Consider the following 26,435-nt stretch of genomic DNA (forward strand, 5'->3'; position numbering starts at 1 on the left):
GCAGCAGTCGTGAAACCAGAGCACGCGGTCTTCTAGATACATCTGACATACCGGATTCACGACTGCTTCGTCCGAACGCGGCCCGAGCCGAACGCAGGCTTCGCCAGCTGCTACAAAGAGTGCGTCGTCTGGAGGTTCAGGCGAACACTTCACACATCTCCAGCACCGAGCAATCAACCTGGAACGGCCCGAAGAAATCGTCCTGGCGTTTCATGGGTGGATTGCCTGCCAGCAGCCCCAAGGCCTTCGCCGTTTCAATGTCACGCGCAAGGTTGTGATTGGCTTCGATGGACCGTGCGACGGAACCCGCCGAGCCCTGCCCTATCCCTAACAGGGAAGAGCCATTGGTCATGAACGCCAGGAAGGCGATGACCCAGAGTTTGCCCCCTTTCATGCCCCTGCCGCTCCCGCCAAGTCTGCTTGATCGACCACTACGTTTTGCGCGCGGAGCTCGAACTGGATGGCGGGATAAGCGACCTGAACGGGTGCTTCGAAGGTGTGCTGCGATTGCGCCGAAATGCTGACGACCAGTACCAGGGCCACGTAAAGACCTATGGCCAGGTAGGCGCCGTATTTGGCAGAAGTGATGATTGAGCTGGCCATGGTGATCTCCGTGGGCATGTTTCAGAGCCCACAGAATCGATCAAAAAAGCTGTGACAACCACTCAGGGTTTTCCATAGTAACCATCAGCTTCATTAATCATTAAGCCAGTCTATTTCAGTCTTCAATAAAACTCATCAAGCGCGCGCGGGCCGCATCCGGCTCGTCTGGAACGGGCTGGGCAGCCGAAAGAATGGGCGTGGAATAGAGAAAAAGAAGAACCACTGCCAGACGCATCGCCATGCTGTCGATCCTTTTTATTAGATAAGGAGTCAAAAACTCAGCGTCAAATCTAAACGTATGGCTATGTGATATCAAGCGCTTGATTGATGGCTATGTGATGCTGTCGTAAACGCGTTATGCAGGAGCGACATCACTCAGGTTTCTCGACGCTTTTCAGCCCGATTGGCGCAAGTGATTTCGCTCCTGCATAAAAGGTGCAGGACTTGAATTTCAGGCTTGGGTCTTGTGATCCAGCGCCGCGTAGAAGTTGGCGCTCTGTTGCAGGTATTTTTGGGTGTAGCTCTGGGCGTGGGATTTTTTGTCGCTGATTTCAACGTTGGCGCTGGCTGGCAGAGCAACGGTGGCTGAGATGGCAGAAGCGGCGATGATGGAGAAGAGATTGAAGTTCATGGCGGTATTCCTCGGAGTCAGTTGGCTTGCTTGCCCGGTGGGGCCGTGGAGCAAACTTAACCTTCGAGGTTGGCGCCTTGAAATCTTTTGTAGCATTAGCAGATATCAGCCTCATTAATACAAGGATGCAGGCCCCATCAACCGGGGCCTGCGGCCTATTGACGCACCAGGAACTTGAGGTCGCTCGGGGCATCCATCGGCAGCTTCTGCACGGTTTTACCCAGCAGACCGCTCTTGGTATCGCGTTCGACGATGACAATCTGGTTGCTCTTCTGATTGGCAATCAGCAAGAACTTGCCGCTCGGGTCGAGGCTGAACTCACGCGGGTGATCACCTTCCACCGAACGACGCTGCAGCTCCTTGAGATGGCCACTCGCGGGATCGATCGCAAATACGAGCAACTGATTGGCAGTGCCACGGTTGCTGACGTAGAGGAACTTGCCATCGGCAGACGCGTGCAGCGCAGCGGCGGCCTTGTGGGAGACAGGTTGACCTGCCGCCAGATCCACCATCTGGGTTTGCTCGAGCTTGCCGTTCTGGTAATCGAATACCGCGACCTGCGCGCTCATTTCCATGGTCAGCCAGGCGTGTTTGCCATCGGCGCTGAACAGCAAATGACGCGGCCCGCTGCCAGCTGGCAACTGGACGGACGCCGGGGTTGCGGCAACCAGCGGTAGCTCCGGGTTCGCCTTGGGATCGAAGCGGTAGACAAAGATCTTGTCGCCGCCCAGGTCATTGGAGAACACAAACTGGCCGTCGGGTGACGAAACCGTCGAATGCACATGCGCCGACATCTGCCGCTCAGGATTGACCCGGCTCGACGGGTGACTGCTCATCTGCACTACGTTTTTGAGCTTGCCATCAGCGCCAACCGGCAACACCGCCAACGTGCCACCCGGGTCTTCAACCACCGAATAATTACTGACGAACAAATGGCTGGCATCACCGCTGAGGCTTGAATGCGTCGGCTCGTTGCCCAGGCTTTGCACTTGATTGATCAAGCTCAGCGCATGGGTCTTCGGATTGATCACATAACTGCTGACGCGCCCGACCGGATCTTTCTGTCCGGGGCCGTTTTCGTTGACCACGAACAGGTGCTGCTGATCCTTGGAAACGGTCAGCCACGACGGGTTTTCACTGCTGACCACTTGCAGCGGCTTGGGGTTGATCTGCCCGGTGGCGCTGTCGAAGTTCAGGCGATAAATCCCTTCGCTCTGCCCCGCGGTGTAGGAACCGACCAGCAATTGATAGTCGTCGGCCGATGCAGCCTCAATGCCCATCGCGCCGATGCTGCCGGCCATCAACAGTGGCCAAAGCTTATGCATCCAGATTCCCTTCTTCTTCCTCGTCGTCATCACCGCGGAACGCGGTCATGCACACCAAGCGGTGCTCGCCGGAAGCACCGGTGATCAACCAGCTTTGCAGGGTTGGGTCGAAGGTCGCGGCCTCGACTTCGGCCGGGGTGAACTCCCAGTGCTTGGACACACGGCCGTCGAGGCATTCGATGTGCAGATTGTCGTCCTCATCGAGGGAGAATTCGAAGGCGTGCAGCCCGTCGATTTCCACCATATCGCAGTGTTCGAGGGTGGCGAGCAAGGTGTCGGTTGGGGCAGTCATGGCAGTCAATCTTTGAATGGGAAAGACGCAATGATAGCTCATCACACCGCAATGATCGTTCCCACGCTCTGCGTGGGAATGCCTCTTGGGACGCTCTGCGTTCGGCTTTGAAGGGACGCGGAGCGTCCCGGGCTACATTCCCACGCAGAGCGTGGGAACGATCAGTCACAGGATTACAGGGCGTCACGGGAGGGTTTGCCGTCCACCAGGCGCTGGATGCGCAATGGATTGGCGTTCTTCAACGCCTCCGGCAGCAGGCTGTCCGGATAGTTCTGGAAGCATACCGGACGCAGGAAACGATCAATCGCCAACGTGCCGACCGACGTGCCGCGCGCATCGGAAGTCGCCGGATACGGCCCGCCGTGGACCATCGAATCACAGACTTCAACGCCCGTTGGATAGCCATTGAGCAGGATCCGTCCGACCTTCTGCTCCAGCAACGCCGTCAGTTCGCCGAACCGTTCGAAGTCTGCGGGTTCACCAATGATGGTCGCCGTCAGCTGCCCGTGCAGGCCGTTCAACGCGGCACTGAGTTGCGCCTGATCCGCGACTTCGACAAACACTGTGGTCGGACCGAACACTTCTTCCTGCAGCACTTCATCGCCATTGATCAACAAGCTGACATCGGCTTTGAACAACTGCGGTTGCGCCTGATTGCCTTGCTGCGGGGTGCCAGCCAGATGCTCGATGCCCGGGTGAGCCAGGAGTTTTTGCAAGCCTTTGCCATAGCTGGCCAACGTTCCGGCATTGAGCATCGTCTGCGCTTGCTGATCGCCGATCAGCCCCGCCACCTGTTGCACGAACGCAGTGAATTGCGCCGAGCGAATACCGATGACCAGGCCCGGATTGGTGCAGAACTGACCGCAACCCTGCACCACCGAAGCGGTCAGGTCACGGGCGACTGTGTCTGCCCGAACGTTCAGTGCCTGCGGCAACACGATCACCGGGTTGATGCTCGACATCTCGGCGAACACCGGGATGGGTTGTGGACGCGCGGCGGCCATGTCGCACAACGCACGACCTCCCTTCAGCGAACCGGTAAAACCGACCGCCTGAATCGCCGGATGCTTGACCAGCGCTTCGCCGACTCCGCCGCCGTAGATCATGTTGAACACGCCGGCCGGCATGCCGGTTTTTTCCGCCGCACGAATCAACGCATCAGCCACCTGTTCAGCGGTGGCCATGTGGCCGCCGTGAGCCTTGAACACCACCGGACAACCGGCGGCCAACGCCGACGCGGTGTCGCCGCCCGCCGTGGAGAATGCCAACGGAAAATTACTCGCACCAAACACCGCGACGGGCCCAAGACCGATGCGGTATTGGCGCAGGTCTGGACGGGGCAGCGGTTGGCGATCCGGCAATGCCTGATCAATCCGCGCGCCGTAGAAATCGCCACGACGCAGCACTTTGGCGAACAGACGCATCTGGCCGCTGGTGCGCCCGCGTTCGCCTTGAATACGTCCGGCAGGCAACGCCGTTTCGCGGCAGACCACAGCAACAAAGTCGTCGCCCAAGGCGTCGAGCTCATCGGCAATCGCATCGAGAAATTGCGCACGACGCTCCGCGCTAAGGCTGCGGTAAGCCGGGTATGCTGAAGCAGCTGCCTTGGCGGCGGCATCGACTTCTTCAGGGGTGGCCTGGAAGAAATCATGAGGCAAGGCTTCGCCGGTGGTGGCATCGACGCTTTGCAGTTTGACGGTGCCGCCAGCACTGCGCTGGCCGCCGATGTAGTTGTGACCAAGAATCTGGGTCATGCATGTCTCCTTAAAGGGTGCCGACGGTGCCGGGCTCGAACGCTGCTTCAACCGGTGCAATCCCGTTGATCAACGGCGCGCCGAACTCGGCCTGACTGATCTCGAACACGTCACCCGGTCGGGTGCGAATGCCGTCGGCAAAGGACAGGGTCGCAGTGCCGAAGAAATGAATGTGTACGTCCCCAGGACGCAGGAACTGGCTGTACTTGAAATGGTGGTACTCGAGGTTTTCCAGGCTGTGGCACATGTTGGCCTCGCCGCTGAGAAACTCGTTCTGCCACAGCACTTCACCGTCACGCAGGATACGGCTGGTGCCGGCCAGATGCTGCGGCAGTTCGCCAACGCGAAGTTCCGGACCGTAGCTGCAACTGCGCAGTTTCGAATGCGCCAGGTAGAGATAATTCTTGCGCTCCATCACGTGGTCGGAGAACTCGTTGCCCACCGCGAAACCGAGGCGATACGGTTTGCCGTCGTGGCCGATGACGTAGAGGCCGCTGAGTTCAGGCTCTTCACCCGCGTCTTCGGCAAAGGGCGGCAGCGGGAACGGTTGGCCCGGACGCACGACAATGCTGCCGTCGCCCTTGTAGAACCACTCCGGTTGCACGCCGGCCTGGCCGGCCGCCGGTTTACCGCCCTCCACGCCCCATTTGAAAATGCGCATGGTGTCGGTCATCGCGGCTTCATCGCCGGCCTGTTGGTGCATTTTGTCCCGGGCCGACGCGCTGCCGAGATGGGTCAGACCGGTGCCGCTGACCAGCATGTGCGCCGGGTCCGGGTGATCCAGCGGTGGCAGGATCCGCAATTCGGCCAGCAGCTCCGCGTAGTCATGGCTGATGCCCAGGCCCAGGGTCTTCACCTGCTGCTCCAGATTCACGCCCGCCTCGATCGCCGCCAGAGCCAGGTCCCGGACGGTGTGCGCATCCTGTACTTCGCGAATCAGCCCCGCCTCGACCACGCCTACCCGACGCTCGCCGTTACTCAGTTCGAACTGCACTAAACGCATGGATTTTCTCCTGTGTTTTCGGAACACCACCCCCCCTGTGGGAGCGGGCTTGGCCGCGATAGCGATCTGTCTGACACATCAATTGTGAATGTGCCGCCGTCATCGCGGGCAAGTCCGCTCCCACAGGATGGATGGTGATTGTCTGTTTTGTATCAGGTACGGGTTGCGCCACGCGCACTGGCGGCAAACTGGTCCGCCGACAGCACATGCTTGCGCTCCAGCAACCGATACACCACGCCAGTCAACACCAGCCCGAACACCATTACCCCCGACAGAAAATACAGCCCCGACGCCAGGTTGCCGGTGTATTCCTTCAGCGCACCGATCACGAACGGACCGATATAGCCGCCCAGGTTGCCCACCGAGTTGATCAATGCAATCCCCGCCGCCGCACTGGCGCCGGCGAAGAAACGACCCGGCAAGGTCCAGAACACCGCGGTGCAGGAAAACAGCGCAAACGCCACCAGGCACAACGCCGCGAGTTGCAGCACCGGCACCGTCAGCCAGGCACTGAGGAACAGGCCGATGGCTCCCAACACGTAAAGCACCGCCAAGTGGCCGTAACGATCATTCAAACGGTCGGAGCTGCGCGGGATGATCAGCAAACCCACGATCCCGAAGATGTACGGCACCGATGACACGAAACCGGTCACCAGATCGGTACCGCCGAACTGTTTGATCAACGTCGGCAGCCACAGGCCCAGGCCATAAATGCTCAAGGTCACCGGCAGATAAAACAGCGCCAGCAGCAACACGCGCTTGTCTTTCAGGGCATGCAGCGGATTGCCGTGGCGGGTCTGGCCGTAGGCCTCAAGGTCTTTTTTCAGCTCGCCGGTCAGCCAGTCTTTTTCAGACTGGTCCATCCATTTCACTTGCTGCGGGCCGTCCGGCAAATAACGCAGTACCGGCCAGGTCAGCAGGATCGCCGGGGTACCGATGACGATGAACAGCCACTGCCAGCCATGCAGACCCAGGATGCCGTCCATGCCGAGCAAGCCGCCGGACACCGGGCCGGTGATCATCATCGCGATGGGTTGGGACAGGATGAACAGCCCAAGGATCTTGCCGCGATGGCGAACCGGAAACCATTGGGTGATGTAGTAGAGGACGCCCGGGAAGAACCCGGCTTCGGCCGCGCCGAGCAGGAAGCGCATCACATAAAAGCTGTGCGGCCCCTGGACGAAGGCCATGCCGATGGTGATGGCGCCCCAGGTGACCATGATCCGCGCGAACCAGCGCCGGGCGCCGAAGCGATCGAGCATCAGGTTGCTGGGGATTTCCAGCAGGAAGTAGCCAATGAAGAACAACCCTGCGCCCAGGCCATAGGCCGCGTCACCGAGCCCGATGTCAGCGCCCATGTGCAGTTTGGCGAAACCTACGGCGGAGCGATCCACATAGGCGATCAGGTACAGCAGGATCAGGAAGGGAATCAGTTTCAGCGTGATGCGACGAATAAGCCGCAGTTCCTGGCTCATGAGATCGGTCTCCGATTGTTGTTTTTATAGAACCTCGGGGGACGCCTCTCACTGAAAACCGCCAGGGCCATCCCTCCGTTGAAAGCGACTATATAGTAATACTAATTACCCAACAACACTTCCAAAGCAACGAATTTGCGCTTATGTTACGCCATAGCTCGAACAATATAGTCATACAATAAGAGAATCGATCATGTCTGATAAGAAACCCAACCTGCGCTCCGCCCAATGGTTTGGCACCGCCGACAAGAACGGCTTCATGTACCGCAGCTGGATGAAGAATCAGGGCATCGCCGACCACCAGTTCCACGGCAAGCCGATCATCGGCATCTGCAACACCTGGTCGGAACTGACCCCGTGCAACGCGCATTTCCGCCAGATCGCGGAGCACGTCAAACGCGGGGTGATCGAGGCCGGTGGTTTTCCTGTGGAATTCCCGGTGTTCTCCAACGGCGAATCCAACCTGCGCCCCACCGCCATGCTCACCCGCAACCTGGCGAGCATGGATGTTGAAGAAGCCATTCGCGGCAACCCGATTGATGGCGTGGTCCTGCTGACCGGTTGCGACAAAACCACTCCGGCACTGTTGATGGGCGCGGCCAGTTGCGACGTGCCGGCGATCGTGGTCACCGGCGGGCCGATGCTCAACGGCAAGCACAAAGGCCAGGACATTGGCTCCGGCACCGTGGTCTGGCAGCTCAGCGAACAAGTGAAAGCCGGCACCATCACCATTGACGATTTCCTCGCGGCCGAGGGCGGCATGTCACGCTCGGCCGGTACCTGCAACACCATGGGCACCGCGTCGACCATGGCCTGCATGGCCGAAGCACTGGGCACTTCCCTGCCCCACAACGCAGCGATTCCTGCGGTGGATGCGCGACGTTATGTGTTGGCGCACATGTCCGGCATGCGCGCGGTGGAGATGGTCCGCGAAGATCTGCGGCTGTCGAAGATCCTGACCAAGGAAGCTTTTGAAAACGCTATCCGCGTGAATGCCGCCATCGGTGGTTCGACCAACGCCGTGATCCACTTGAAAGCCATCGCCGGTCGCATCGGCGTCGAGCTGGACCTGGACGACTGGACCCGCATCGGTCGCGGCATGCCGACCATTGTCGACCTGCAACCGTCCGGGCGTTTCCTGATGGAAGAGTTCTACTACGCCGGCGGCCTGCCAGCGGTACTGCGCCGCCTCGGTGAAGCCAATCTGATCCCGAACCCGAACGCTCTGACCGTCAACGGCAAGACCCTCGGCGAGAACACCAAGGACGCACCGATCTACGGCCAGGACGAAGTGATCCGTACCCTCGACAACCCGATCCGCGCCGACGGCGGCATTTGCGTGTTGCGCGGCAACCTCGCGCCACTGGGTGCGGTGCTCAAGCCGTCCGCGGCCAGTGCCGAACTGATGCAGCACCGCGGGCGTGCAGTGGTGTTCGAAAACTTCGACATGTACAAGGCACGGATCAACGATCCGGAACTGGACGTCGATGCCAACTCGATCCTGGTGATGAAGAACTGCGGGCCGAAGGGTTATCCGGGCATGGCCGAAGTCGGCAACATGGGCTTGCCGGCCAAGCTGCTGGCTCAGGGCGTGACGGACATGGTGCGCATTTCCGACGCACGCATGAGCGGCACGGCGTACGGCACTGTCGTTCTGCACGTAGCCCCGGAAGCGGCCGCCGGCGGACCTCTGGCAACGGTGAAAGAAGGCGACTGGATTGAACTGGATTGCGCTAACGGGCGTTTGCACCTGGATATTCCGGACGCGGAACTGGCAGCGCGCATGGCGGATCTGCAACCGCCGCAGCAATTGATCGTGGGCGGTTACCGTCAGCTGTACATCGACCATGTGCTGCAAGCGGATCAGGGTTGCGATTTCGACTTCCTGGTCGGCTGCCGCGGCTCCGAAGTGCCCCGCCACTCTCATTAATCAAATCCCCCTGTGGGAGCGAGCTTGCTCGCGAAAGCGGTGTTTCAGTCGACTAATCTTTGGCTGATACACCGCATTCGCGAGCAAGCCCGCTCCCACATTTGGATCTTCATCTTATTCAGGACCGTGCTTGCTCTGGCGACCGTCCGCGCCGCGCCTGCTATCATGCGCGGCATCTCCATCGCACAGGATCGCGCCGTTCCCCATGGATTACCGCAAACCCTCCGACCGCAAAAGCATGCACTCGCGCATCGTCCAGGAATTGGGCATGCAGATCGTTTCCGGACGCTTCAAACCGTGTGACAAACTGCCCGCCGAAGCCCTGCTGTGCGAGGAGTACGCGGTCAGCCGCCCGGTGCTGCGCGAAGCCACCCGCGTGCTGGTTGCCAAAGGCCTGGTGTATTCCCGTCCGCGGGTCGGCACCGTGGTCAAGCAGCGCAAGGAATGGCACATGCTCGATCCGGATGTGCTGCACTGGCTGATGCAAAGCAGCCCGCAGAATCAATTCTTCGATTTGCTGACCAGCGTGCGCAGCATCATCGAACCCGCTGCCGCCGCCCTCGCCGCGCAATTCGCGACCGACGCTGACATCGCCTCCATCGGTGAAGCCTACCAGCGCATGGAAGCCGCGCCGACGCCTGAAGCGCTGTTGCAGCCGGACCTGGATTTCCACAGCCGCATCGCCGATGCGACCCACAATGACCTGTTGGCCAACCTGTGCAATATGCTGTCGGTGGCGATTGCTGAAGCACTGAAGCATTCCAACCAGCGGCCGAATCTGCATGAGCTCGCGCTGCCTCGGCACAAGGCGATTCTGACGGCGATCGAGAATCGTGATGCGCTGGGTGCGCGGCATGCCACCCTCGTACAGCTCGACGATGCGCGTAGTGCGTTGAACGTAGTGCTTGGCACCGATCCCTCATAACCAACACGATCCCTTGTAGGAGCCGGCTTGCTGGCGATGGTGTGTCAGCCACATTGATGTCGACTGACACACCATCGCCAGCAAGCCGGCTCCTACAAAGGGTTGTGTGAATATTCAGATGGAAAAAAAAGCCGCAAACCGGGTTGCGGCTTTTTCGTTTGCGGCCTGAAAGCGTCCCTTACCTCATCGAATCGATCAATGTGCGGTAACCGGCTACCGCACATCCTGTCCGACGTAGATTTACATTGAGGAACCCTACATGCAATGGATTGCACCATGCCGCCATCTACCCCACTACCCGCCGCGGGCTACACCGACATCATCGCGCGCGCGGTCAACACGCGATTCAATACCCGACCCACCTTTCGTTCGCAAACCGCTCGCATGCTCAAGGACGGCATTCTGGAAAAATACCCAGAACTGGAGTTCGACCCTGACCGAACCAAAGTGGCCCAACCAATCCCGGACGGGGCCTGGCGGCTAACACTGCTTATGGACGTGGTGCTGGAGTATCTGGCCCGCGGTGCGTTCCCCGATTTAAACGAGCAATGGGGTCGCAGCTGCTTTTTGACAAACCGAGCCCCCGCGCTACTCACCGTCGACAAAACGACCTCCCGGCTGCCCGATATGCAAGTGATCGCGGATGTCATCCGCGAATTAACCGGCATTCTCTACATCGGCTTTCAGGAATCATTGACGACCTGCTGGAACGAGAAAGACGAAACGGGCGTAAGCCGCTGGCAATGGCTGGGGGATTTGCTCGCCGGCGTGCTGAAAACGTCCGCTACGCGCCTCGCGGCAAGTAATGCGGAGCCGGCCGGGATTCTATTGGAGTTGGCCCGCCAACCCGACAACCGCGAACGCCTTCAGCGGCCATGGGCGAAAGGGGCTATTGAGGCCTGCACGCTTCAAATCACGCGGACCAAAGGCGACGTGTCTTTCACGCTGCAGACGCCGGATATCCTGGTGATTTGCGGTGATACCCATTTGTTGTGCAGCGTAAACGGCAACGTCGAGTCTTTCCCGTCCCTGCAAGCCTTCAGTGCTACATGGGGGGCGCGGTTGCAGCAGGATTTCACGGCCGATTCCATCACCTGGAAACGTTTTACACCGGACGGTAACATCTTTGATACCCAGGCTGCCCTGCTGCTAAACCAGCAACTGCAAGACCTGGAGTCGCTCAAACTGCCTGCATTCCAAAGCCTGGCGGATCTTGAAAAACGGTTTGATTCGATCACCGATGTGGCCGCGCGGTTTATCGGCAGCGACCACAACCCGACGCATCTTCAACCGATACAGACAACGATTCCCGATTGGTTGCAGGACACGGGCAGCACGGGTCGTATGGCGTGGCGCAAGCACACGTTATCGATGGCCAGTGTCAAACAGCAGGCCCAGGGGCGCTCGTTGCGCGACGAGGTCGTTGACCTTCGCACGTTCGCCAAAAATGCGCTGTATGAACAAATGTTCAAGGACCAGCCCCTGGCCCCCGGTTACAAGTCCGATGAACTGGAATTGACCTTTCATGTGCCTGTCGGCGACTTGGGCAGCGGCTACCTCGAACCCGTTTGCATGTCGCTGACCGATCTGGCCATTAAAAACCTGGCAGGCAAACCCAAAGGCCGAATGACCATCCGCCACACCGAGAACCAGCTGATTCAAGACTGGACCACCGAGGCCTATTTGCTGGATTTGGTGAGTCGGGTCGATGTCGGAAAACATTACCCCGAATACATTGAGGCACAGCTTCTGGGGAATAGCCCCGAGGCGAAGGAGCGTCTGCGACTCTTTGGTCTGGATCTGGGCATACATTTACCGTTGCGCGCCCTTGAACACTCGATCAAGGGTGAGCACGGCTTCAACCTTCAGGGCTATCGATATGTCGATGCAGTGTTTCATCCGCTCGCTGCCGAGCGAATCGTTGATGAGCAGTCGATCGTTATCAGGCCTTTGGCGTTTCAACGCAAGGCAGACGCCCCGTGTGACGTGGTCAGCAACATGTTCATCATCGAGCCAAAAAACCTGAATGCCGTCGGCCCTCATATTCTTTACCGACCGATGTACTCAGACCCCCTGCACCAATACCCCACCCGTCAGGCCTTGCAGAATGCGATAGCTCAAGCCGGCCCGTTGCAAACCAGTGCGCTGACCTGGCTACCGGATCGCGCACGGCCGATCTACGACAACAACGGGTTCAACGAACCCCACATTGTCCACTTTCATGCCGGCGACGAATTCACACCGCCGGAAAAGCCGAAACCGGCGATTCTCGCAGGCGACGAAGCGGCCGGTGACTTGCTCAGCGCGCTGGAGGAAGGTCGATTGCTGGCCAATCTGTACGTCAGCAACGCACGCACACTGATTGATCTGGCGGACCGGCAATCGGTGTCGAATGCCGAGAGCCGGTGGGGGATCATCCTCGAGGGTGGATGGCTGGTGTTCAACAACGTGATTCTGCCGCTGCTGCGCGGCCCCGCCATGGTCGTGGGCTGGATGCTGCAAATCGCCCACAGCCTGATCAACGATCTTCCAGCGCTGGACAGTGATGACCCCAAGGCGCGAAACCAGGCCTGGATCGATGTGCTGTTGAACATTGGCCTGCTGGTTCTGCATGTGGCCCGAGAGGGAGGCGCCCCGTCACGTTCCGACAGCGCAGCGACGGCAGTTCCGGACGCCCTCACCTCCTTGCGCCGTCCTCCACAGGCATTCTCATGGCCCACCGAAACGACCATCACCCAGGACACTCCGGGCCTGCCCTCCGAGCCGCCGGGCAGTGGCAATACTTTGCTGGACTTCAACCTGTCGAGCGCTCGCGATTCGGCATCGGCCCGGCTGTTCAACACGTTACGGGATGTTCAGGTGCCATGGCCGACGCCTTTGCCTGAGCCCGCTGCAAGCGGCGCCTTCAAAGGTTTGTACCTGATCGACAACAAATGGCATGCCACCGTCGCCGGTCTGCTGTTTCGCGTCAGTCTCGTGCCCGGGTTCGGTGAGGTTTATCTCATCCATCCAGAGCATCCGGATCATCCTGGGGTTAAGCTCAAAACCAATGGAGATGGCCGCTGGACACTGGATCAGGGGCTGAAATTGCTCGGCGGCGGGCGCAATTCGCGAATCAACGCCCAGCGCGAAATGACCCGACAGCGCATCAGCCTGCTGGAACTGAATTGCCAGGAGTTCGTGGACCAACAAGCTCGGGTGCAAAAGCGGGTCGACATCGCCGAGAACCTGATGCAGCTGAAAGAAAACGATCCCGCCAGCACCGAGCTCGATCGCGCCACGTTCAGGCAACGCTTCGTTGATGAGCTGGACAAACAAACGCAAAGCTACTCCAAACTGTTGGCGGAGATCAGGGAATTGGGAGAATTGACCAAATCCGATCCGGATCCAGCGCAGCTGTGCAGCCTGTTGGAAAATCTCATCAACAATGCTCGCAAACGGGTCGTCATCGCTGACTGGGAGCATGAAGCTGCCGATCGCCAGTACATGGACTTTAGAAATGGCGTCGGGCATTTGCAGGAAGCATTGATCCGCGAAGGCGACCCTATACTGGATCGCTACTTTGAGTTCATGCGCAAAACCTCCGAAATCAACGAAACCTTGATCAAGTTTCTTGAACAGGTAGACAGTCGACTGCAGGAACTCAAGCAGGTCCCTCGCTTGGGCAACGAATCCTGGACGCGACTCACCAGCGACAGGCCTGAAAATGAGATGACGGCACTGCGGGTCAAGAGCTACCAGCTCAGTGTCTTGCGCCTGCTCAGTCTCAAGGCCCTGGGAAGCAACACCATGGGTGTGCTCGAACGTACCCTCAGCCCGCTGCTGTTGCTGTCTCGCTCGCATGCCGAACTGCAAACGGAGCACACCTACACCAACAGCGACCGAATTGCCGTTCTGGAGAACCTGGTCGATCAGTACAACAAGGCGCAAGACGGCCTTGAGACGATAGGTATTTTCAGTACAGATGAACTGCAGACACATCCCTTCAATCGTCTGCGCGAGCTTATTGATCAGCTGCGTATCGATGCCGAGCGACGTCTGGCGGAAGCGCTTCAAACGCAGCCGCAACCGGAGGAGCCGTCAACGTCTGCATCCGGACCCAAGCCGCCGGTGAAACGTCCCTATTCATGGTCCAGTCGCAAGAGGGTGATCAAAACCACCAAAGGCACATTGATCGGCGATCTTCGCCAGCGGGTCGCGAACCAGGAAGGAGACATTGTCGATATCAACCACCCTTTCGAAGAAAGGCCACTGGCTTCGTTCCACGAACACGAGCCCAATGTCTGGGTAGAAATTGTCGAATCCAGACCCGTAACATCCAAAGCCCCACGCCCCTATCACCAGGTCAAAGGTGATGCTCGCAAAGCGTTGGCCGACGTCGATAAACATGTACAAAAGATAGAGGGTTACGCGCAACGCGCCAGTTCTCCCAAGGAAATTGAAGAGCAATTGCAACGTGAGGCACAAAAGCTGATCGATTACGCCGATGGCCTGGAACAGCACGAAAGCCCTCCGGCCAATCGGGATCCAGACGTGTCGCTGATCAGCGGGCTCCGGGATAAAGCGCGCGCCCTCGACACCAAGGCGACCGAACTGCGCACCCGCATGACCCTCGCCCGGCCGCCCAGTAGCGAGGGTGTGGAGTATCTGCTGCGACGCAACGCAATTTTTGCGCGGATCATCGGCATCCGGGTTCAGCTGAAAACCGGACGGCGTGACTTCATGCAAGAGTACGTCTTGTTGAATAACGACAGTCAACCCTGGTGGTACGGGCATTTTCACTACGCCAACGCCGATGATGCCAAGGCTGACTACACCCAGGCCCATCTGAAAACTCTGGAACAACGCTTCGAAACCTACGAATCGGCCATGGCCAAGGCTAAAGATCCCAAGCAAAAAATCGATATTCATCATGGAATCATCAGCAAGGAACTGGCAAACAGCGATTTTCTCCCGCTAGAACCGCGCTGAGTTTTTCAATCACCCATAAAAAAGCCGCAACCAGAGGTTGCGGCTTTTGGCACTGCCTGAAGTTTAGTGAGCGAACAGCGAGTTGCCCTTCTGCCCCGCCAGTTTCTCCGGCTTGATCAGGAACCGTGCCAGCGCTGGCAACAGCCACAATGCGCCGAACATGTTCCAGAGCAGCATGAAGGTCAGCATCAGGCCCATGTCGGCCTGGAACTTGATGGCCGAGAAGATCCAGGTGCACACGCCGATCGCCAGGCACAGGCCGGTGAACAGCACGGCTTTACCGGTGGACTTCAGCGTCTGGTAGTAGGCTTCTTGCAACGGCAGGCCCGCACGGAGGAAGCTTTCCAGACGGCTATAGATGTAGATGCCGTAATCCACGCCAATCCCCACACCCAGCGCCACCACCGGCAGGGTCGCGACTTTCACGCCGATGCCCATGAAGGCCATCAGGGCGTTGCCGAGGACCGAGGTCAGCACCAGCGGCAACACGATGCACAAGGTCGCCGCCCAGGAACGGAAGGTGATCATGCACATGGTCGCAACACAGATGTAGACGAGGATCAGGATGGTCAGCTCGGACTCCTTGATCACCTCGTTGGTGGCCGCCTCGATGCCAGCGTTGCCCGCCGCGAGGATGAATTCCAGGCCGTCCTTGTTGTTTTCCTTGGCGAAGTCCTGCACCGCATGCACCGCGCGGTCCAGCGTTGCAGCCTTGTGATCGTTGAGGAACACCAGCACCGGCGCCAGGGAGCAACTGTTGTTGTACAAGCCATCGGCACGGGCGATGGAGTTGTTCAGGACGTCAGGGTTACGCGACAGGGTTTCCCACTTCAGGTTGCCCTCGTTCATGCCCTTGATCATCTGCTTGGACACGGTCACCAGGGAAATCGCCGACTGCACGCCCTCGGTGTTCTGCATCTTCCACATCAGTTCGTCGATCGGCGCCATGGCTTCGTAGCGCGAGCAACCTTCGGACTTGGTCTTGACCATCACCACCAACACGTCGGAGCTGGTGGAGTAGTTGCTGATGATGAAGTTGTTGTCCTTGTTGTAACGGGAGTCCGGACGCAGTTCCGGGGCACCCTGGTCGAGGTCACCGATCTTCAGGTTCTGGCTGTACCAGAGACCGCCACCAAAGGCCAACAGGGCCAAAATGATCGACACCGGTGCGACTTTCGGGCTGGCAAAGCTCGACAGCAAGCGCCAGAACGGGTGTTCGCGGTGTGCGTCTTTCTTGCTGCGTTCGACGGCGCGTTTGCTGATGCCGACGTAGGAAATCGCCACCGGCAGCAGGATCAGGTTGGTGAACACGATCACCGCCACACCGATGGATGCGCCGATGGCCAGTTCGCGAATCACACCGATATCGATGATCAGCAGCGTGATGAAGCCCACCGCGTCCGCGAGGATCGCGATCATCCCCGGCAGGAACAGCTGACGGAACGTGCGGCGTGCGGCGGTCAGGGCGTTGTCGGCTTCGCTGGACTGCAAGGCGATCCCGTTGATCTTCTGCACGCCGTGGGAAATGCCGATGGCGAAGATCAGGAACGGCACCAGCATCGAATATGGATCAAGCCCGAAACCGAAGAAGTGCATCAGCCCCAGCTGCCAGACCACCGCCACCAGCGTCGTACTCAACACCGCCACGGTGCTGCGCATGCAGTTGGTGAACCAGTAGAGCAGGATCAACGTAATGATGAAGGCGACGCCGAAGAACATCACCACCATGACCAGGCCATCGATCAGGTCGCCGACTTTCTTGGCGAAACCGACGATGTGGATCTGCACGTTAGGGTTCTGCGCTTCAAACTTGTCGCGGATCTTTTCTTCCAGTTCGTGGGAGAACTTGCGGTAATCCAGCGCCAGCAACTTGCCCTGGTCCTGCGGGTCCGGGTAGGACTCCAGCAGTGGGATGTCGACGATGCTCGACTTGAAATCGTTGGCCACCAGACGCCCGACCTGACCGGACTTGAGCACGTTGTTGCGCAGCAGGTCGAGGCTTTGCTGGGAGCCGTTATAGCTTTGCGGGATCACTTCGCCACCGGCGAAGCCCTCCTCCGTCACCTCGGTCCAGCGTACGCTCGGGCTCCACAGCGACTTGAGGCCGGAACGGTCGACGCCGGAAATGTAGAACACTTCGTCGTTGATCTGACGCAGGGTCTCCATGTATTCCTTGGAGAAAATGTCGCCATCGGTGGCTTCAACGGAGATGCGCACCGTGTTGCCCAGGTTCGCCAGATCGTTGCGGTGCTCCATCATCTTTTGAATGAATGGATGCTCGAGCGGGATCATTTTTTCGAAGCTGGTGGACGGCCGGATCAGCGTGGCCTGCCAGAACAGGAAGATACTGACCAGCAGGCAGATGACGATCACTGCCGGGCGGTTGTTGAAAATCAGGCGTTCAAGAAACGTCGCCTTGTCTTGGTGATGACTGCTCAAGGATGTCATAGACCCGCCTTCTTATTATTTGCCCGGCTCATTTGGACGACCCGTTCTTTCCATTTTCTGCACCGGCGCCGGTTGGCGAGGTGACGCGAACGCCGCCCTGTCCTGCCAGGACCAGATTGCCGTTGCCTGCTGCAGTCACCGCCGAAACGGAAATGCGATCCGGACGGTTGAACACACTGAAGGTCTCGCCGTTGTCGTTGCTGCGGATCACCGAGCCGCCGTTGCCGACAATCACGATGGAACCGTCGTCGAGCAACGTTGCGCCGGACAGACCGAACTCCAGCGCTCCGCGGGCAGCCTTGAGTTCCACCGGCTCCCAGGTCGTGCCGAAATCGGTGGAGCGAAACAGATTGCCGCGCAACCCGTAGGCCATCAGCGTGTTGGCCTGAGCCGTGCCGATCACGCCGAACAGCGAACCTTCGTATGGGCCTTCAAGCTTTTCCCAGGTCTGGCCCCAGTCGGCGGAGCGGAACATGCTGCCCTGCTCGCCGACGATGAACAGCCCCGCATCCTTGACCGCCGCAATGCCGTTGAGGTGGTACTGGTCTTCGTTGTCGAGCCGGTCGCTGACATCTTCCCAGTGCTTGCCACCGTCAGTGGTCGCCAGCAACGCGCCGTAAGCACCCACGGCAAAGCCGCTGTTGACGTCCTGAAACCAGACGTCAAGCAGCGGCGATTCGCGTTTCAACTCTTCGAATTGTTTGGTCCAGGTGACGCCACCGTCCTCACTGGCGAGGATCTGTGCGTCATGGCCGACGGCCCAGCCGTGTTTGTCATCGACGAAAAATACCGAGGTCAGCAGTTGCCGGGTGGGCACCTTGGCCTGGGTCCAGGTCGCGCCCTGGTCATCGGAATACAGAATGTGCCCGCGATCCCCGACCGCCACCAGGCGCTTGCCGGCGTGCACGACGTCGAGCATCAGGCTCTTGCTGGCTTTGGCAGATTCAACGGCATAAACAATGTCGGACGCAGGCGCCGCAGCAGCCAACGCAGGTGCCGACAGCACGGCACAACCCAACAGCGAGAGCGCTGTAGCCAGCAACGCGAACTTGCGTAATGCCGGCGGGCGGCAAATACCCACACCCATGACAGGCTCACTCATAGACCTTCCCCCATTATTATTGTTAGGTCGTTCAACCTTTCAGGGCGCCGTAAGGGGTGCTCATCGGGATTGCCTGTTCTGGAGCATAGTCCTGAAATGCGCAATCTAGAGCCCCTTCGGAAGCTGGCTTATCCTATCGGGGTTTGGAAAGGTCTGACAATCGACGCCACGTTATGTTTTGTTAACTGGGGGGGATAACGGGTGTGGGTGAATAGCGAGGCATTCGGAGAGGTGATGTTAAGCAAGATCATGAAGATCGTTCCCACGCTCTGCGTGGGAATGCCGCCATGGACGCTCTGCGTCCGCTGTTGAGGCTGTGACGCGGAGCGTCACGGGATGCATTCCCACGCAGAGCGTGGGAACGATCTGGTACTCCGCGGAACAGGATCAGGCAAGGCTCTTGCTGACCACTTCAAACACATCACTGGACAGCTGACCCGAAGCGCGAATCCGCTCCAGCTCACCTTTCATCAACGCCTGACGCGCGTCGTCGTATTTGCGCCAGCGAGTCAACGGCGCCAGTTGGCGAGAGGCGATCTGTGGGTTGAAGCCATTCAACTCGATCACCAGGTCCGCCAGGAAGCGATACCCGGAACCATCGGCCGCATGGAAGTTGATCAGGTTCTGCCCGGCAAACGCACCGACCAGCGCCCGCACTTTGTTCGGGTTCTTGATGTTGAACGCCGGATGCTCCATCAACTGACGAACACGCTCCAGACCACCTGGCAACGTGCTGCCCGCCTGGACACTGAACCACTGATCCATGACCAGCGGATTGTCCTTGAAGTGCTCGGCAAAACTGCCCAGAGCCTTGGCCTTATCCTCTTCGAATGAAGAATTGACCAACACCGCCAACGCCGTCAGGCGCTCAGTCATGTTGTCACTGGTCTCGAACTGTTCCAGCGTCGCCGCCAGTACTTCCGGCTTGCCGCTGAGCATCAGGTAGGACAGCGCGATGTTCTGCAACGCACGACGAGCGAAGTGCTCGGCCTCGGCCACATATGGGGTTTTCTTCGACAGGTCGCGGTTGGCCTGATAACGCAGCCACAACGCCTCGAACAAGCCTTCTGCCAATTGCTTGCGGGCAAACTCGCGAGCGATATGGATGGCATCGACGTCAGCCACTTCGCTGATTTCAGTCAGGTACGCCTCGCCCGGCAGAGAAAGCATTTCCGCAACCATCGCCTGGTCCAGCGTCTCGTCGGACAGCACGGTGCGCAAGGCAGAAATCAGGCGCTGGTCCAGCACCAGCTTCTCGCCCTTCTGCTGCTGAGCGATCAGCTCCTGCAACACCTGAACCGACAATTGCTGACCGGCATCCCAGCGGTTGAAACCATCGCTGTCGTGCTGCATCAGGAACATCAGTTGATCGCGGTTGTACGGGAAGCTCAGCTTCACCGGTGCCGAGAAGCCGCGCAGCAACGATGGCAGTGGCTGTTCAGCGATGTCGAGGAAAGTGAAGGTCTGCTCGGTTTCGGTCACGGAAATGACCCGCGAGGTGCCCTGATCACGGTCTTCACCGGAAAGACGCAACGCAATGGCCGCCCCTTTCGAGTCCAGCAGACCCAGTTCCACAGGAATCACGAACGGCAGTTTTTCAACCTTGTCCGGGGTCGCCGGACAGCTCTGGCGGAAGGTCAGGCTGTAGGTTTTCGCGGCAGCGTCGTAAGACTCGCTCACCGCCAGACGCGGCGTGCCGGCCTGGCTGTACCAGCGTTTGAACTGGGTCAGGTCGACACCGTTGGCATCTTCCATGGCTTTAATGAAGTCATCGCAGGTCACGGCCTGGCCGTCATGACGTTCGAAGTACAGGTCGCTGCCTTTGCGAAAGCCTTCGGCGCCGAGCAAGGTGTGGATCATGCCGACCACTTCCGAACCCTTTTCGTACACGGTCAGGGTGTAGAAGTTGGAAATCTCGATGAAGCTGTCCGGGCGTACAGCGTGCGCCATGGGACCTGCGTCTTCGGCAAACTGATGGGTACGCAGGTACGCCACGTCCTGGATGCGCTTCACAGTCGCCGAGTTCATGTCGGCGGAGAAGCCCGAGTCGCGGAACACGGTGAAGCCTTCCTTGAGCGACAACTGGAACCAGTCGCGGCAGGTCACGCGGTTGCCCGACCAGTTGTGGAAGTATTCGTGGGCGACGATCGCTTCGACACGCTGGTGCGCAGCGTCGGTCGCGGTTTCGGCGCGGGCCAGTACGGCGCTGGAGTTGAAGATGTTGAGGCCCTTGTTCTCCATGGCGCCCATGTTGAAGTCGTTGACCGCGACGATCATGAAGATGTCCAGGTCGTACTCGCGACCGTAAACCTCTTCGTCCCAGCGCATGGACTTCTTCAGGCTGTTCATGGCGTGCTGGCACTTGTCGATGTTTTCCGGTTCGACGTAAATGCGCAGCGCCACCGAGCGCTCGCTCATGGTGGTGAACGTGTCTTCGACGCACCACAAGTCACCGGCCACCAGCGCGAACAGGTACGCCGGTTTCTTGAACGGGTCTTCCCAGGTCGCCCAGTGCCGGCCCTCTTCGCCAGGACCTGAGGCAATCGGATTGCCATTGGACAGCAACACCGGATAGCTGTGTTGCTCGGCGACCACCGTGGTGGTGAACGTGCTCATCACGTCCGGGCGGTCGAGGTAATAGGTGATCTTGCGGAAACCTTCGGCCTCGCACTGGGTGCAGAACATCGTGCCGGATTTATACAGGCCTTCCAGCGCAGTGTTGGTTTCCGGGTGGATCTTGACGCTGGTATCGACCGTGAACGTGGTGCTGGCCGGGTGAAGGGTCAGGTGGTTTTCAGTCAACTGGTAGTCGGCTGCGCTCAACTCGTTGTCGGCCAGGGTGACCGACAGCAGCTCAAGTTGCTGGCCATCCAGCACCAGCGGCGGTAGGCCCGGGCCGCGTTCAGGATTGCGGCGCATCACCAGTTGCGCATGGACCAGGCTGTGGTCCTCGAACAACTCGAAGGTCAGGTGCGTCTCGTCGATCAGGTACTCGGGCGCCTGATAGTCCTTCAGGTAAATCATCTTCGGTTGTTCGGTGCGCATGCTGGAGTCCTTACTGATGCACGGCGAGCTGATAAGCCGTGTATTTACGAATATTGATCACGCCCGTGTCGAAAATCAGGTATTGGCCCTTGATCCCCAACAGCGTGCCTTCGGCAATCGGATTCTTGTCCAGGTTGAAGCTGACGATCTTCGCCGGGTATTGCTCGACCGGATAGCGGATTTCGAGGACATCTACATCGGCAATAGTCTGGATTGCTTGTAGGCCGAATCGTTCCTGCAAACCTTGCAAGCCTTCGGCGCAACGATCAAATAGCTGATCGCGAACTTCGGCCAGGTTCACCGACACCGCGTCGCCCTTGAGTAAAGCACGCCAATTGGTCTTGTCTGCTACCTGACTGCGGAACAGGTCTTCGACGAAACCCGATTGCTGGCGGGTCGAGACGCGCATGATCGGCAATGCCTGACGGGCACCCTGGTCGATCCAGCGAGTCGGCAGCTGGGTGGCGCGGGTAATCCCGACCTTCACCCCGGAGGAGTTCGACAGATACACAATGTGATCGGTCATGCAGAACTTCTCGCCCCACTCCGGCTCACGGCAAGTGCCAGCGTCGTAATGGCAACGCTCCGGGCTCATGATGCAGAGATCGCACTGCGCCAGTTTGGTCATGCACGGGTAGCAATAGCCCTGGCTGAAACTGGTTTTGGTCTTGCGCCCGCAATGGGAACAATGAATCGCCCCCAAATATTCCAGACGCACCGTGGAGCCGATCAATGGGTTGACCGGCACCTCGACGTCATCCAGACGAAACGCGTACTGCACGTGCGGCCCGTCAAGGCGCGCCGACATTTTGCTGATTGCACCGCGGCCAATCTCAATCAATGGACGGCATCCGACTTGAACAGGATGTTCGGCACTTCGATCGACTTGGATCCGCACTCCTGTACGCCCATGTAACCGGTACGCTGGTCTTCGGGCAGATTCTTGATTTCCCAGGCGATCATCGCTTGGAGCGACAGTTCGCGTTGTTCGGCGGTGAGTTTGCCACCGTCGGACCATTTGCCGATTTCCACCGCCAGTTTCAGGCTCTGGTAGATATCGGGGGTGATGTTCTGGATCATTTCGTTAAAAGAGGACATCAAGGGCTCCGCTCTTTAATACATAACTGATTAGACGGCCAGTTTACGGCGGTTGTACAAACCACCCAACAAACCGGTCAAGCATCCGACGAGCAACCCGCTGACGTGGGCCGCGTTGGCGATTTCGCCGAAACCGATCATCGAGACCAGCCCCGACAGGCACAGCACCAACCACACCAGCATCATGACCAGCACGCCGCGCGGCAGGCGATAAGCCGGGTTCGGTGACAACATCTGGAAAATCCAGCAATGCCCGAGCAGGCCGTACAGCACACCGGACAACCCGCCAAACAAGGTCGGGCCGCTGAAAACGAACTGGGTGTAGTTGGACACCAGGCTGAACAACAAGGTCAGGCCGATCAGGTTGATGCTGCCCTGGCGCGACTCGATGCGCCGCCCCAGTTCCCAGTACCACATGCCGTTCATGGCCAGGTGCAGGATGCCGAAGTGGATCAACATCGGCGTCACCAGACGCCACCACTGCCCCGCCGCCAGGCTGTCAGCCAAGGGCACAAAGTGGATGTACTCGCCGACGATGCGAAAATCGAGGAAGGTCAGCCAGCGCATAGTGTCGAGGTTATCGCCCAGCAGCGTCACCGCGCCGACAATCAGGCTCAGCAACAACACCAACCCGGTCGCCTTGACATGACGCAGTTGCTCGACGAAACCGGGGCGTTTGGTGGTTTGCGCGACCGGAATGTCCAGTTGCTGATCCGGGTCGCCCGCCGGGAAACGTTCGTATAAGGAACGCACGTCTTCGCTGATATTGGCCGGCACCCACAGCACTTGTTCGCCGGATTCTTCGCTGACCCGATGCGGCACCTGCATGCGTTGCAGCAGTTTGACGAACCCGCTCAAATCCACGGCCAGCGGCAGGCGTAAAACAGCAACGGTACTCATTGCAGCACCTCCGGCCGCTCGACATCGACCCAGACAAATTTGTGCGGATCGAGACGAGTCTCCTGATCCAGGCGATAGGCAACCAGTTTGCCGTAGAGCACCGCGCTGTAATCCAGGCAGGCCAGGTTCGGACGGATCGGTGCCGGTTTGCCGCTGCGCCAGTAGTGGCCGACAAACAACAGCGGCTCATCGACGCCATAACGCAGCAGGGTGTTTTTTTCGGTGGACGACAGGGGTGTCTGGGCCACGGGGTCGGGCAAGGCGTCAGGTTGGAACACGATGTCTCCGTAGGTTTGCGGATCGTCTTCCCAGAACTTGGTGCGGAAGAACGAACGCGTCAGGCCATCGCCGCTGGTCATGGTCAGCCCGTGGGGCAGCCGCATGTCGGTGCCGCGCAGCAGGCGATCGAACACGGTGCAGGCGAAACTGCCCGGTACGGCCGAGGCCTGGAGGAAATGTTCATCGACGCAACCGTCGGGGAACAGCGCGCGCAGCGGTTCGATCAGGCCGGAATCCCAGCAGGCGTGCACCACGCGGAATCGTCCGGCATCCACGAACAATGGCAATTCGTAGAACCATTGCTGGAAGTCATGCCAGTCGCCGGGATGATCTTCAAACTGGGTCAGGGTTTCACCGAGCAGACGCGCGTGACGTGGCGTGTGTTCGCGCACGAACTGCTTGCCGCTGCCCGGCGGCGCCGGTGTGGCCCAGCCGAGGGCGTTGAATTCATGGTTGCCCATGATGCACAGCGCCTGACCGGCCTCGACCATGTCGTGGACGATGTGCAGCGCCTCGCGAATCCGCGGGCCGCGGTCGATGATGTCACCGACGAACACCGCCATGCGCGACGGATGCCGCCAGACGCCACCTTGTTTGTGATAGCCGAGCCGGTCGAGCAAGTGCTCAAGGGTCAGAGCGCAACCGTGCACGTCACCGATCAGGTCGTAGCTACGCGCGGGATCGAGCATCAGTCGCCTCCACCACCCAACCGGCTGCCCCAGCCAAGCTTGGTCCGGCAGACCTCATAGTAGTTGTGGTCGAGCGGGTGAATCAGCCGCAGTTTCTGGGCTTTTTTGCTGATGGTGATGGTGTCGCCCGGCGCGCAGGTGAAATGGTTCTGCCCGTCACAGGAGACTTGCGGGTAAATCTGCATATCTTTGGACACGACGATTTTAAGCTCACTGTTGCCATCGACCACAATCGGTCTACCCGACAAGGTATGGGGGTACATCGGCACAATCACAATAGCGTCGAGCTTGGGATGCATGATCGGCCCGCCCGCCGACAGCGCGTAAGCGGTCGACCCGGTAGGCGTGGCGACGATCAGGCCGTCGGCCTTCTGGCTGCAGACGAACTGGCCGTCGATGTACAACTCGAACTCGATCATGCGCGTCGATTTGCCGGGGTGCAGCACCACGTCGTTCAGCGCGTCGCCCTGGCCGATGGCTTCAGCGTGGCGGCGGACTTCGGCTTGCAGCAGGAAGCGGTTTTCCACCAGGTAGTGGCCGTCGAGCACTTCGGCGACTTTGACTTCCAGTTCATCGGGGCGAATATCGGTCAGGAAGCCGAGGCTGCCACGGTTGATGCCGAGCACCGGGATATTGTGTCGGGCCAGGGCACGCGCGGCGCCGAGCAGGCTACCGTCACCGCCGACCACAATCACCATGTCACAGACTTCGCCGAGCATCTTGCGTGACGAGGTTTGCAGGCCATGACCGGGCAGGACTTCGGCGATGGTGTCTTCGAGGATCACGTGCAGGTGACGATCAAGCAGAAACCGTTTCAGTCGGCGGACGGTATCCAGCACCTGCGAGCTGCCCAGGCGACCGATGATGCCGATATTGCGAAATTGCTCCATGAGGTTCCTGCGCGACGGTGAAAAACACGATTATGGGCGAAAGCGCGGGATAGACAAAATCCTTTCAGCCACAAGGGTGTACTCATGTTTAAGGCTATGCTCGCAAGATGATCCTATTTCCCGATTTGCTCCAGCTACCCCACCAGTTGCGCCACCCCGAGGTGCGCGACCTGGCTTGGGTCATCCTCGCGCCGCCGATGCTCGACATCACCCCGTGGCCGCAACGTCATCCGCTGGCCGGCAGCGACTGGGTGCAGGCACCGGAGCGGCTGGAGCTTTGGCTTCGGCAACTCGACCGAGACAGTTATGACTTGTTGCACTGGCTGGCACAGGCCAGGACCCGGCGCCTGGGTCTGTATTACGAACGGCTGTGGCAATACGCCGTGCGCCATGCACCGGGTATCGAGTTGATTGCGGCCAACATGCCGATCCGCCGCGAAGGCCACACGCTGGGTGAGCTGGACATGCTGCTGCGCGATCGCGACGGCGTGCATCACCTGGAATTGGCGATCAAACTGTATCTGGGGCCGCAGAATGGTGACGGGCGCGACACGGCGCAGTGGCTGGGGCCGGGTTGTCATGATCGGCTGGACCGCAAACTGGCGCACCTGACTCAGCATCAATTGCCGATTTCCGCTCGCCCGGAGAGTCGCGAGGTGCTGGCGGCACTGGATATCCAGCAGTTCAGCGCGCATCTGTGGCTGGGCGGCTATTTGTTATACCCATGGCCAGGCCAAGCCGAACCACCCAACGGCGCACATCCGCAGCATTTGCGCGGCAGCTGGCTGCATCAGAAGGATTGGGCGGATTTTGTCGTGCAGCGCCCGTTCGGCCGCTGGCAACCCCTGCCCCGCCATGCCTGGCTGGCGCCGGCGCATTACCCGGTAGAGCAAACCTGGAACACCGAGCAGCTGGAGGCATGGCTCAGTGATCTGGAGCCTTTGGCTCCGGCGCAGCTGATGGTGCGGCTGATCGAGAACGCGGACGGGGATTGGGAGGAAGCGGAGCGCTTGTTTCTGGTGGCGGATCTTTGGCCGAATGTGCCGGGTAGTGGCTGAGATTTGTAGCGTCTGGA

At 59.4% G+C, this 26,435-nt stretch carries 21 protein-coding genes; 4 read left to right on the forward strand and 17 right to left on the reverse strand.

Translation table 11 applies throughout. From position 1 onward, the window contains the following. Nucleotides 1-136 precede the first annotated feature (136 nt). The 9 genes from ACA072_RS15455 to ACA072_RS15495 form a co-directional block, all read right to left on the reverse strand. A complete protein-coding gene (locus ACA072_RS15455) occupies nt 137-394 on the reverse strand; it encodes a hypothetical protein (protein WP_497618740.1) in 258 nt (85 codons plus the stop codon). Continuing rightward, the gene (locus tag ACA072_RS15460; RefSeq protein WP_497618742.1) at nt 391-603 is read right to left on the reverse strand and encodes a hypothetical protein; all 213 of its coding nucleotides are present in this window, start codon (nt 601-603) and stop codon (nt 391-393) included. Before ACA072_RS15460 ends, ACA072_RS15455 begins: the two co-directional genes overlap by 4 nt. Before the next feature lie 115 nt (nt 604-718). After that, nucleotides 719-844, reverse strand: coding sequence for a hypothetical protein (locus tag ACA072_RS15465; RefSeq protein ID WP_497618744.1), 126 nt, complete (start codon nt 842-844; stop codon nt 719-721). A 210-nt stretch (nt 845-1,054) separates the two neighbouring features. Further along, entirely contained in the window at nt 1,055-1,234 is a 180-nt protein-coding gene (locus tag ACA072_RS15470; RefSeq protein ID WP_010459844.1) for a hypothetical protein, read from the reverse strand. Between the two features lie 155 nt (nt 1,235-1,389). Beyond that, the gene (locus ACA072_RS15475) at nt 1,390-2,559 is read right to left on the reverse strand and encodes a lactonase family protein (protein ID WP_497618746.1); all 1,170 of its coding nucleotides are present in this window, start codon (nt 2,557-2,559) and stop codon (nt 1,390-1,392) included. After that, a complete protein-coding gene (locus tag ACA072_RS15480; protein WP_497618748.1) occupies nt 2,552-2,851 on the reverse strand; it encodes a DUF5629 family protein in 300 nt (99 codons plus the stop codon). Before ACA072_RS15480 ends, ACA072_RS15475 begins: the two co-directional genes overlap by 8 nt. A gap of 173 nt (nt 2,852-3,024) precedes the next feature. Next, nucleotides 3,025-4,605, reverse strand: coding sequence for an aldehyde dehydrogenase (NADP(+)) (locus ACA072_RS15485; RefSeq protein WP_497618750.1), 1,581 nt, complete (start codon nt 4,603-4,605; stop codon nt 3,025-3,027). 10 nt (nt 4,606-4,615) lie between these two features. Continuing rightward, on the reverse strand, nt 4,616-5,608 hold the full coding sequence (araD1, locus tag ACA072_RS15490) for an AraD1 family protein (RefSeq protein ID WP_497618752.1): 993 nt from the start codon (nt 5,606-5,608) through the stop codon (nt 4,616-4,618). A gap of 152 nt (nt 5,609-5,760) precedes the next feature. Next, nucleotides 5,761-7,083, reverse strand: a complete 1,323-nt coding sequence (locus tag ACA072_RS15495) for an MFS transporter (protein ID WP_497618754.1) — start codon at nt 7,081-7,083, stop codon at nt 5,761-5,763. Between the two features lie 193 nt (nt 7,084-7,276). Between ACA072_RS15495 and ACA072_RS15500 the strand changes: the two genes are divergently transcribed. The 3 genes from ACA072_RS15500 (at nt 7,277) to ACA072_RS15510 (ending at nt 14,909) form a co-directional block, all read left to right on the forward strand. Continuing rightward, nucleotides 7,277-9,013 carry an IlvD/Edd family dehydratase gene (locus ACA072_RS15500; RefSeq protein WP_403097319.1) on the forward strand — a complete coding sequence of 579 codons (1,737 nt, stop codon included), beginning with the start codon at nt 7,277-7,279 and terminating at the stop codon, nt 9,011-9,013. Between the two features lie 205 nt (nt 9,014-9,218). Continuing rightward, nucleotides 9,219-9,938, forward strand: coding sequence for a FadR/GntR family transcriptional regulator (locus ACA072_RS15505; RefSeq protein WP_461959136.1), 720 nt, complete (start codon nt 9,219-9,221; stop codon nt 9,936-9,938). 276 nt (nt 9,939-10,214) lie between these two features. Continuing rightward, nucleotides 10,215-14,909, forward strand: a complete 4,695-nt coding sequence (locus ACA072_RS15510) for a dermonecrotic toxin domain-containing protein (RefSeq protein ID WP_497618756.1) — start codon at nt 10,215-10,217, stop codon at nt 14,907-14,909. A 63-nt stretch (nt 14,910-14,972) separates the two neighbouring features. On the opposite strand, the gene ACA072_RS15515 is transcribed toward ACA072_RS15510, so the two are convergent. The 8 genes from ACA072_RS15515 to ACA072_RS15550 form a co-directional block, all read right to left on the reverse strand. Continuing rightward, nucleotides 14,973-17,357, reverse strand: a complete 2,385-nt coding sequence (locus tag ACA072_RS15515) for an efflux RND transporter permease subunit (RefSeq protein ID WP_131062059.1) — start codon at nt 17,355-17,357, stop codon at nt 14,973-14,975. A 28-nt stretch (nt 17,358-17,385) separates the two neighbouring features. Next, the gene (locus ACA072_RS15520) at nt 17,386-18,459 is read right to left on the reverse strand and encodes a WD40/YVTN/BNR-like repeat-containing protein (RefSeq protein WP_497618758.1); all 1,074 of its coding nucleotides are present in this window, start codon (nt 18,457-18,459) and stop codon (nt 17,386-17,388) included. A gap of 387 nt (nt 18,460-18,846) precedes the next feature. Further along, entirely contained in the window at nt 18,847-21,504 is a 2,658-nt protein-coding gene (pepN, locus tag ACA072_RS15525; protein WP_497618760.1) for an aminopeptidase N, read from the reverse strand. A gap of 10 nt (nt 21,505-21,514) precedes the next feature. Beyond that, entirely contained in the window at nt 21,515-22,345 is an 831-nt protein-coding gene (locus tag ACA072_RS15530; protein ID WP_497618762.1) for a DUF2797 domain-containing protein, read from the reverse strand. Then, nucleotides 22,342-22,602 (reverse strand): YeaC family protein, encoded by a 261-nt coding sequence (locus ACA072_RS15535; RefSeq protein WP_461973995.1) that lies wholly within the window; start codon nt 22,600-22,602, stop codon nt 22,342-22,344. The genes ACA072_RS15530 and ACA072_RS15535 overlap by 4 nt, the downstream gene beginning before the upstream one ends. Nucleotides 22,603-22,632: 30 nt before the next feature. Continuing rightward, on the reverse strand, nt 22,633-23,502 hold the full coding sequence (locus tag ACA072_RS15540; RefSeq protein ID WP_497618765.1) for a rhomboid family intramembrane serine protease: 870 nt from the start codon (nt 23,500-23,502) through the stop codon (nt 22,633-22,635). Continuing rightward, the gene (locus tag ACA072_RS15545) at nt 23,499-24,473 is read right to left on the reverse strand and encodes a metallophosphoesterase (RefSeq protein WP_497624994.1); all 975 of its coding nucleotides are present in this window, start codon (nt 24,471-24,473) and stop codon (nt 23,499-23,501) included. Before ACA072_RS15545 ends, ACA072_RS15540 begins: the two co-directional genes overlap by 4 nt. Continuing rightward, complete coding sequence (locus tag ACA072_RS15550; RefSeq protein ID WP_010459816.1) at nt 24,470-25,360, reverse strand: NAD(+) kinase; 891 nt, start codon at nt 25,358-25,360, stop codon at nt 24,470-24,472. Before ACA072_RS15550 ends, ACA072_RS15545 begins: the two co-directional genes overlap by 4 nt. Nucleotides 25,361-25,467: 107 nt before the next feature. On the opposite strand from ACA072_RS15550, the gene ACA072_RS15555 reads away from it, so the two are divergent. Next, nucleotides 25,468-26,418, forward strand: a complete 951-nt coding sequence (locus ACA072_RS15555) for a DUF1853 family protein (protein WP_497618767.1) — start codon at nt 25,468-25,470, stop codon at nt 26,416-26,418. Nucleotides 26,419-26,435 lie beyond the last annotated feature (17 nt).

This window comes from Pseudomonas sp. LBUM1656 (assembly GCF_059716065.1).

Excerpts from the sequence above, each read along its gene's own strand:
- ACA072_RS15455 (WP_497618740.1), bottom strand. The coding sequence starts at position 394 with ATGAAAGGGGGCAAACTCTGGGTCATCGCCTTCCTGGCGTTCATGACC.
- ACA072_RS15460 (WP_497618742.1), bottom strand. The coding sequence starts at position 603 with ATGGCCAGCTCAATCATCACTTCTGCCAAATACGGCGCCTACCTGGCC.
- ACA072_RS15465 (WP_497618744.1), bottom strand. The coding sequence starts at position 844 with ATGGCGATGCGTCTGGCAGTGGTTCTTCTTTTTCTCTATTCCACGCCC.
- ACA072_RS15470 (WP_010459844.1), bottom strand. The coding sequence starts at position 1,234 with ATGAACTTCAATCTCTTCTCCATCATCGCCGCTTCTGCCATCTCAGCC.
- ACA072_RS15475 (WP_497618746.1), bottom strand. The coding sequence starts at position 2,559 with ATGCATAAGCTTTGGCCACTGTTGATGGCCGGCAGCATCGGCGCGATG.
- ACA072_RS15480 (WP_497618748.1), bottom strand. The coding sequence starts at position 2,851 with ATGACTGCCCCAACCGACACCTTGCTCGCCACCCTCGAACACTGCGAT.
- ACA072_RS15485 (WP_497618750.1), bottom strand. The coding sequence starts at position 4,605 with ATGACCCAGATTCTTGGTCACAACTACATCGGCGGCCAGCGCAGTGCT.
- araD1 (WP_497618752.1), bottom strand. The coding sequence starts at position 5,608 with ATGCGTTTAGTGCAGTTCGAACTGAGTAACGGCGAGCGTCGGGTAGGC.
- ACA072_RS15495 (WP_497618754.1), bottom strand. The coding sequence starts at position 7,083 with ATGAGCCAGGAACTGCGGCTTATTCGTCGCATCACGCTGAAACTGATT.
- ACA072_RS15500 (WP_403097319.1), top strand. The coding sequence starts at position 7,277 with ATGTCTGATAAGAAACCCAACCTGCGCTCCGCCCAATGGTTTGGCACC.
- ACA072_RS15505 (WP_461959136.1), top strand. The coding sequence starts at position 9,219 with ATGGATTACCGCAAACCCTCCGACCGCAAAAGCATGCACTCGCGCATC.
- ACA072_RS15510 (WP_497618756.1), top strand. The coding sequence starts at position 10,215 with ATGCCGCCATCTACCCCACTACCCGCCGCGGGCTACACCGACATCATC.
- ACA072_RS15515 (WP_131062059.1), bottom strand. The coding sequence starts at position 17,357 with ATGACATCCTTGAGCAGTCATCACCAAGACAAGGCGACGTTTCTTGAA.
- ACA072_RS15520 (WP_497618758.1), bottom strand. The coding sequence starts at position 18,459 with ATGAGTGAGCCTGTCATGGGTGTGGGTATTTGCCGCCCGCCGGCATTA.
- pepN (WP_497618760.1), bottom strand. The coding sequence starts at position 21,504 with ATGCGCACCGAACAACCGAAGATGATTTACCTGAAGGACTATCAGGCG.
- ACA072_RS15535 (WP_461973995.1), bottom strand. The coding sequence starts at position 22,602 with ATGTCCTCTTTTAACGAAATGATCCAGAACATCACCCCCGATATCTAC.
- ACA072_RS15540 (WP_497618765.1), bottom strand. The coding sequence starts at position 23,502 with ATGAGTACCGTTGCTGTTTTACGCCTGCCGCTGGCCGTGGATTTGAGC.
- ACA072_RS15550 (WP_010459816.1), bottom strand. The coding sequence starts at position 25,360 with ATGGAGCAATTTCGCAATATCGGCATCATCGGTCGCCTGGGCAGCTCG.
- ACA072_RS15555 (WP_497618767.1), top strand. The coding sequence starts at position 25,468 with ATGATCCTATTTCCCGATTTGCTCCAGCTACCCCACCAGTTGCGCCAC.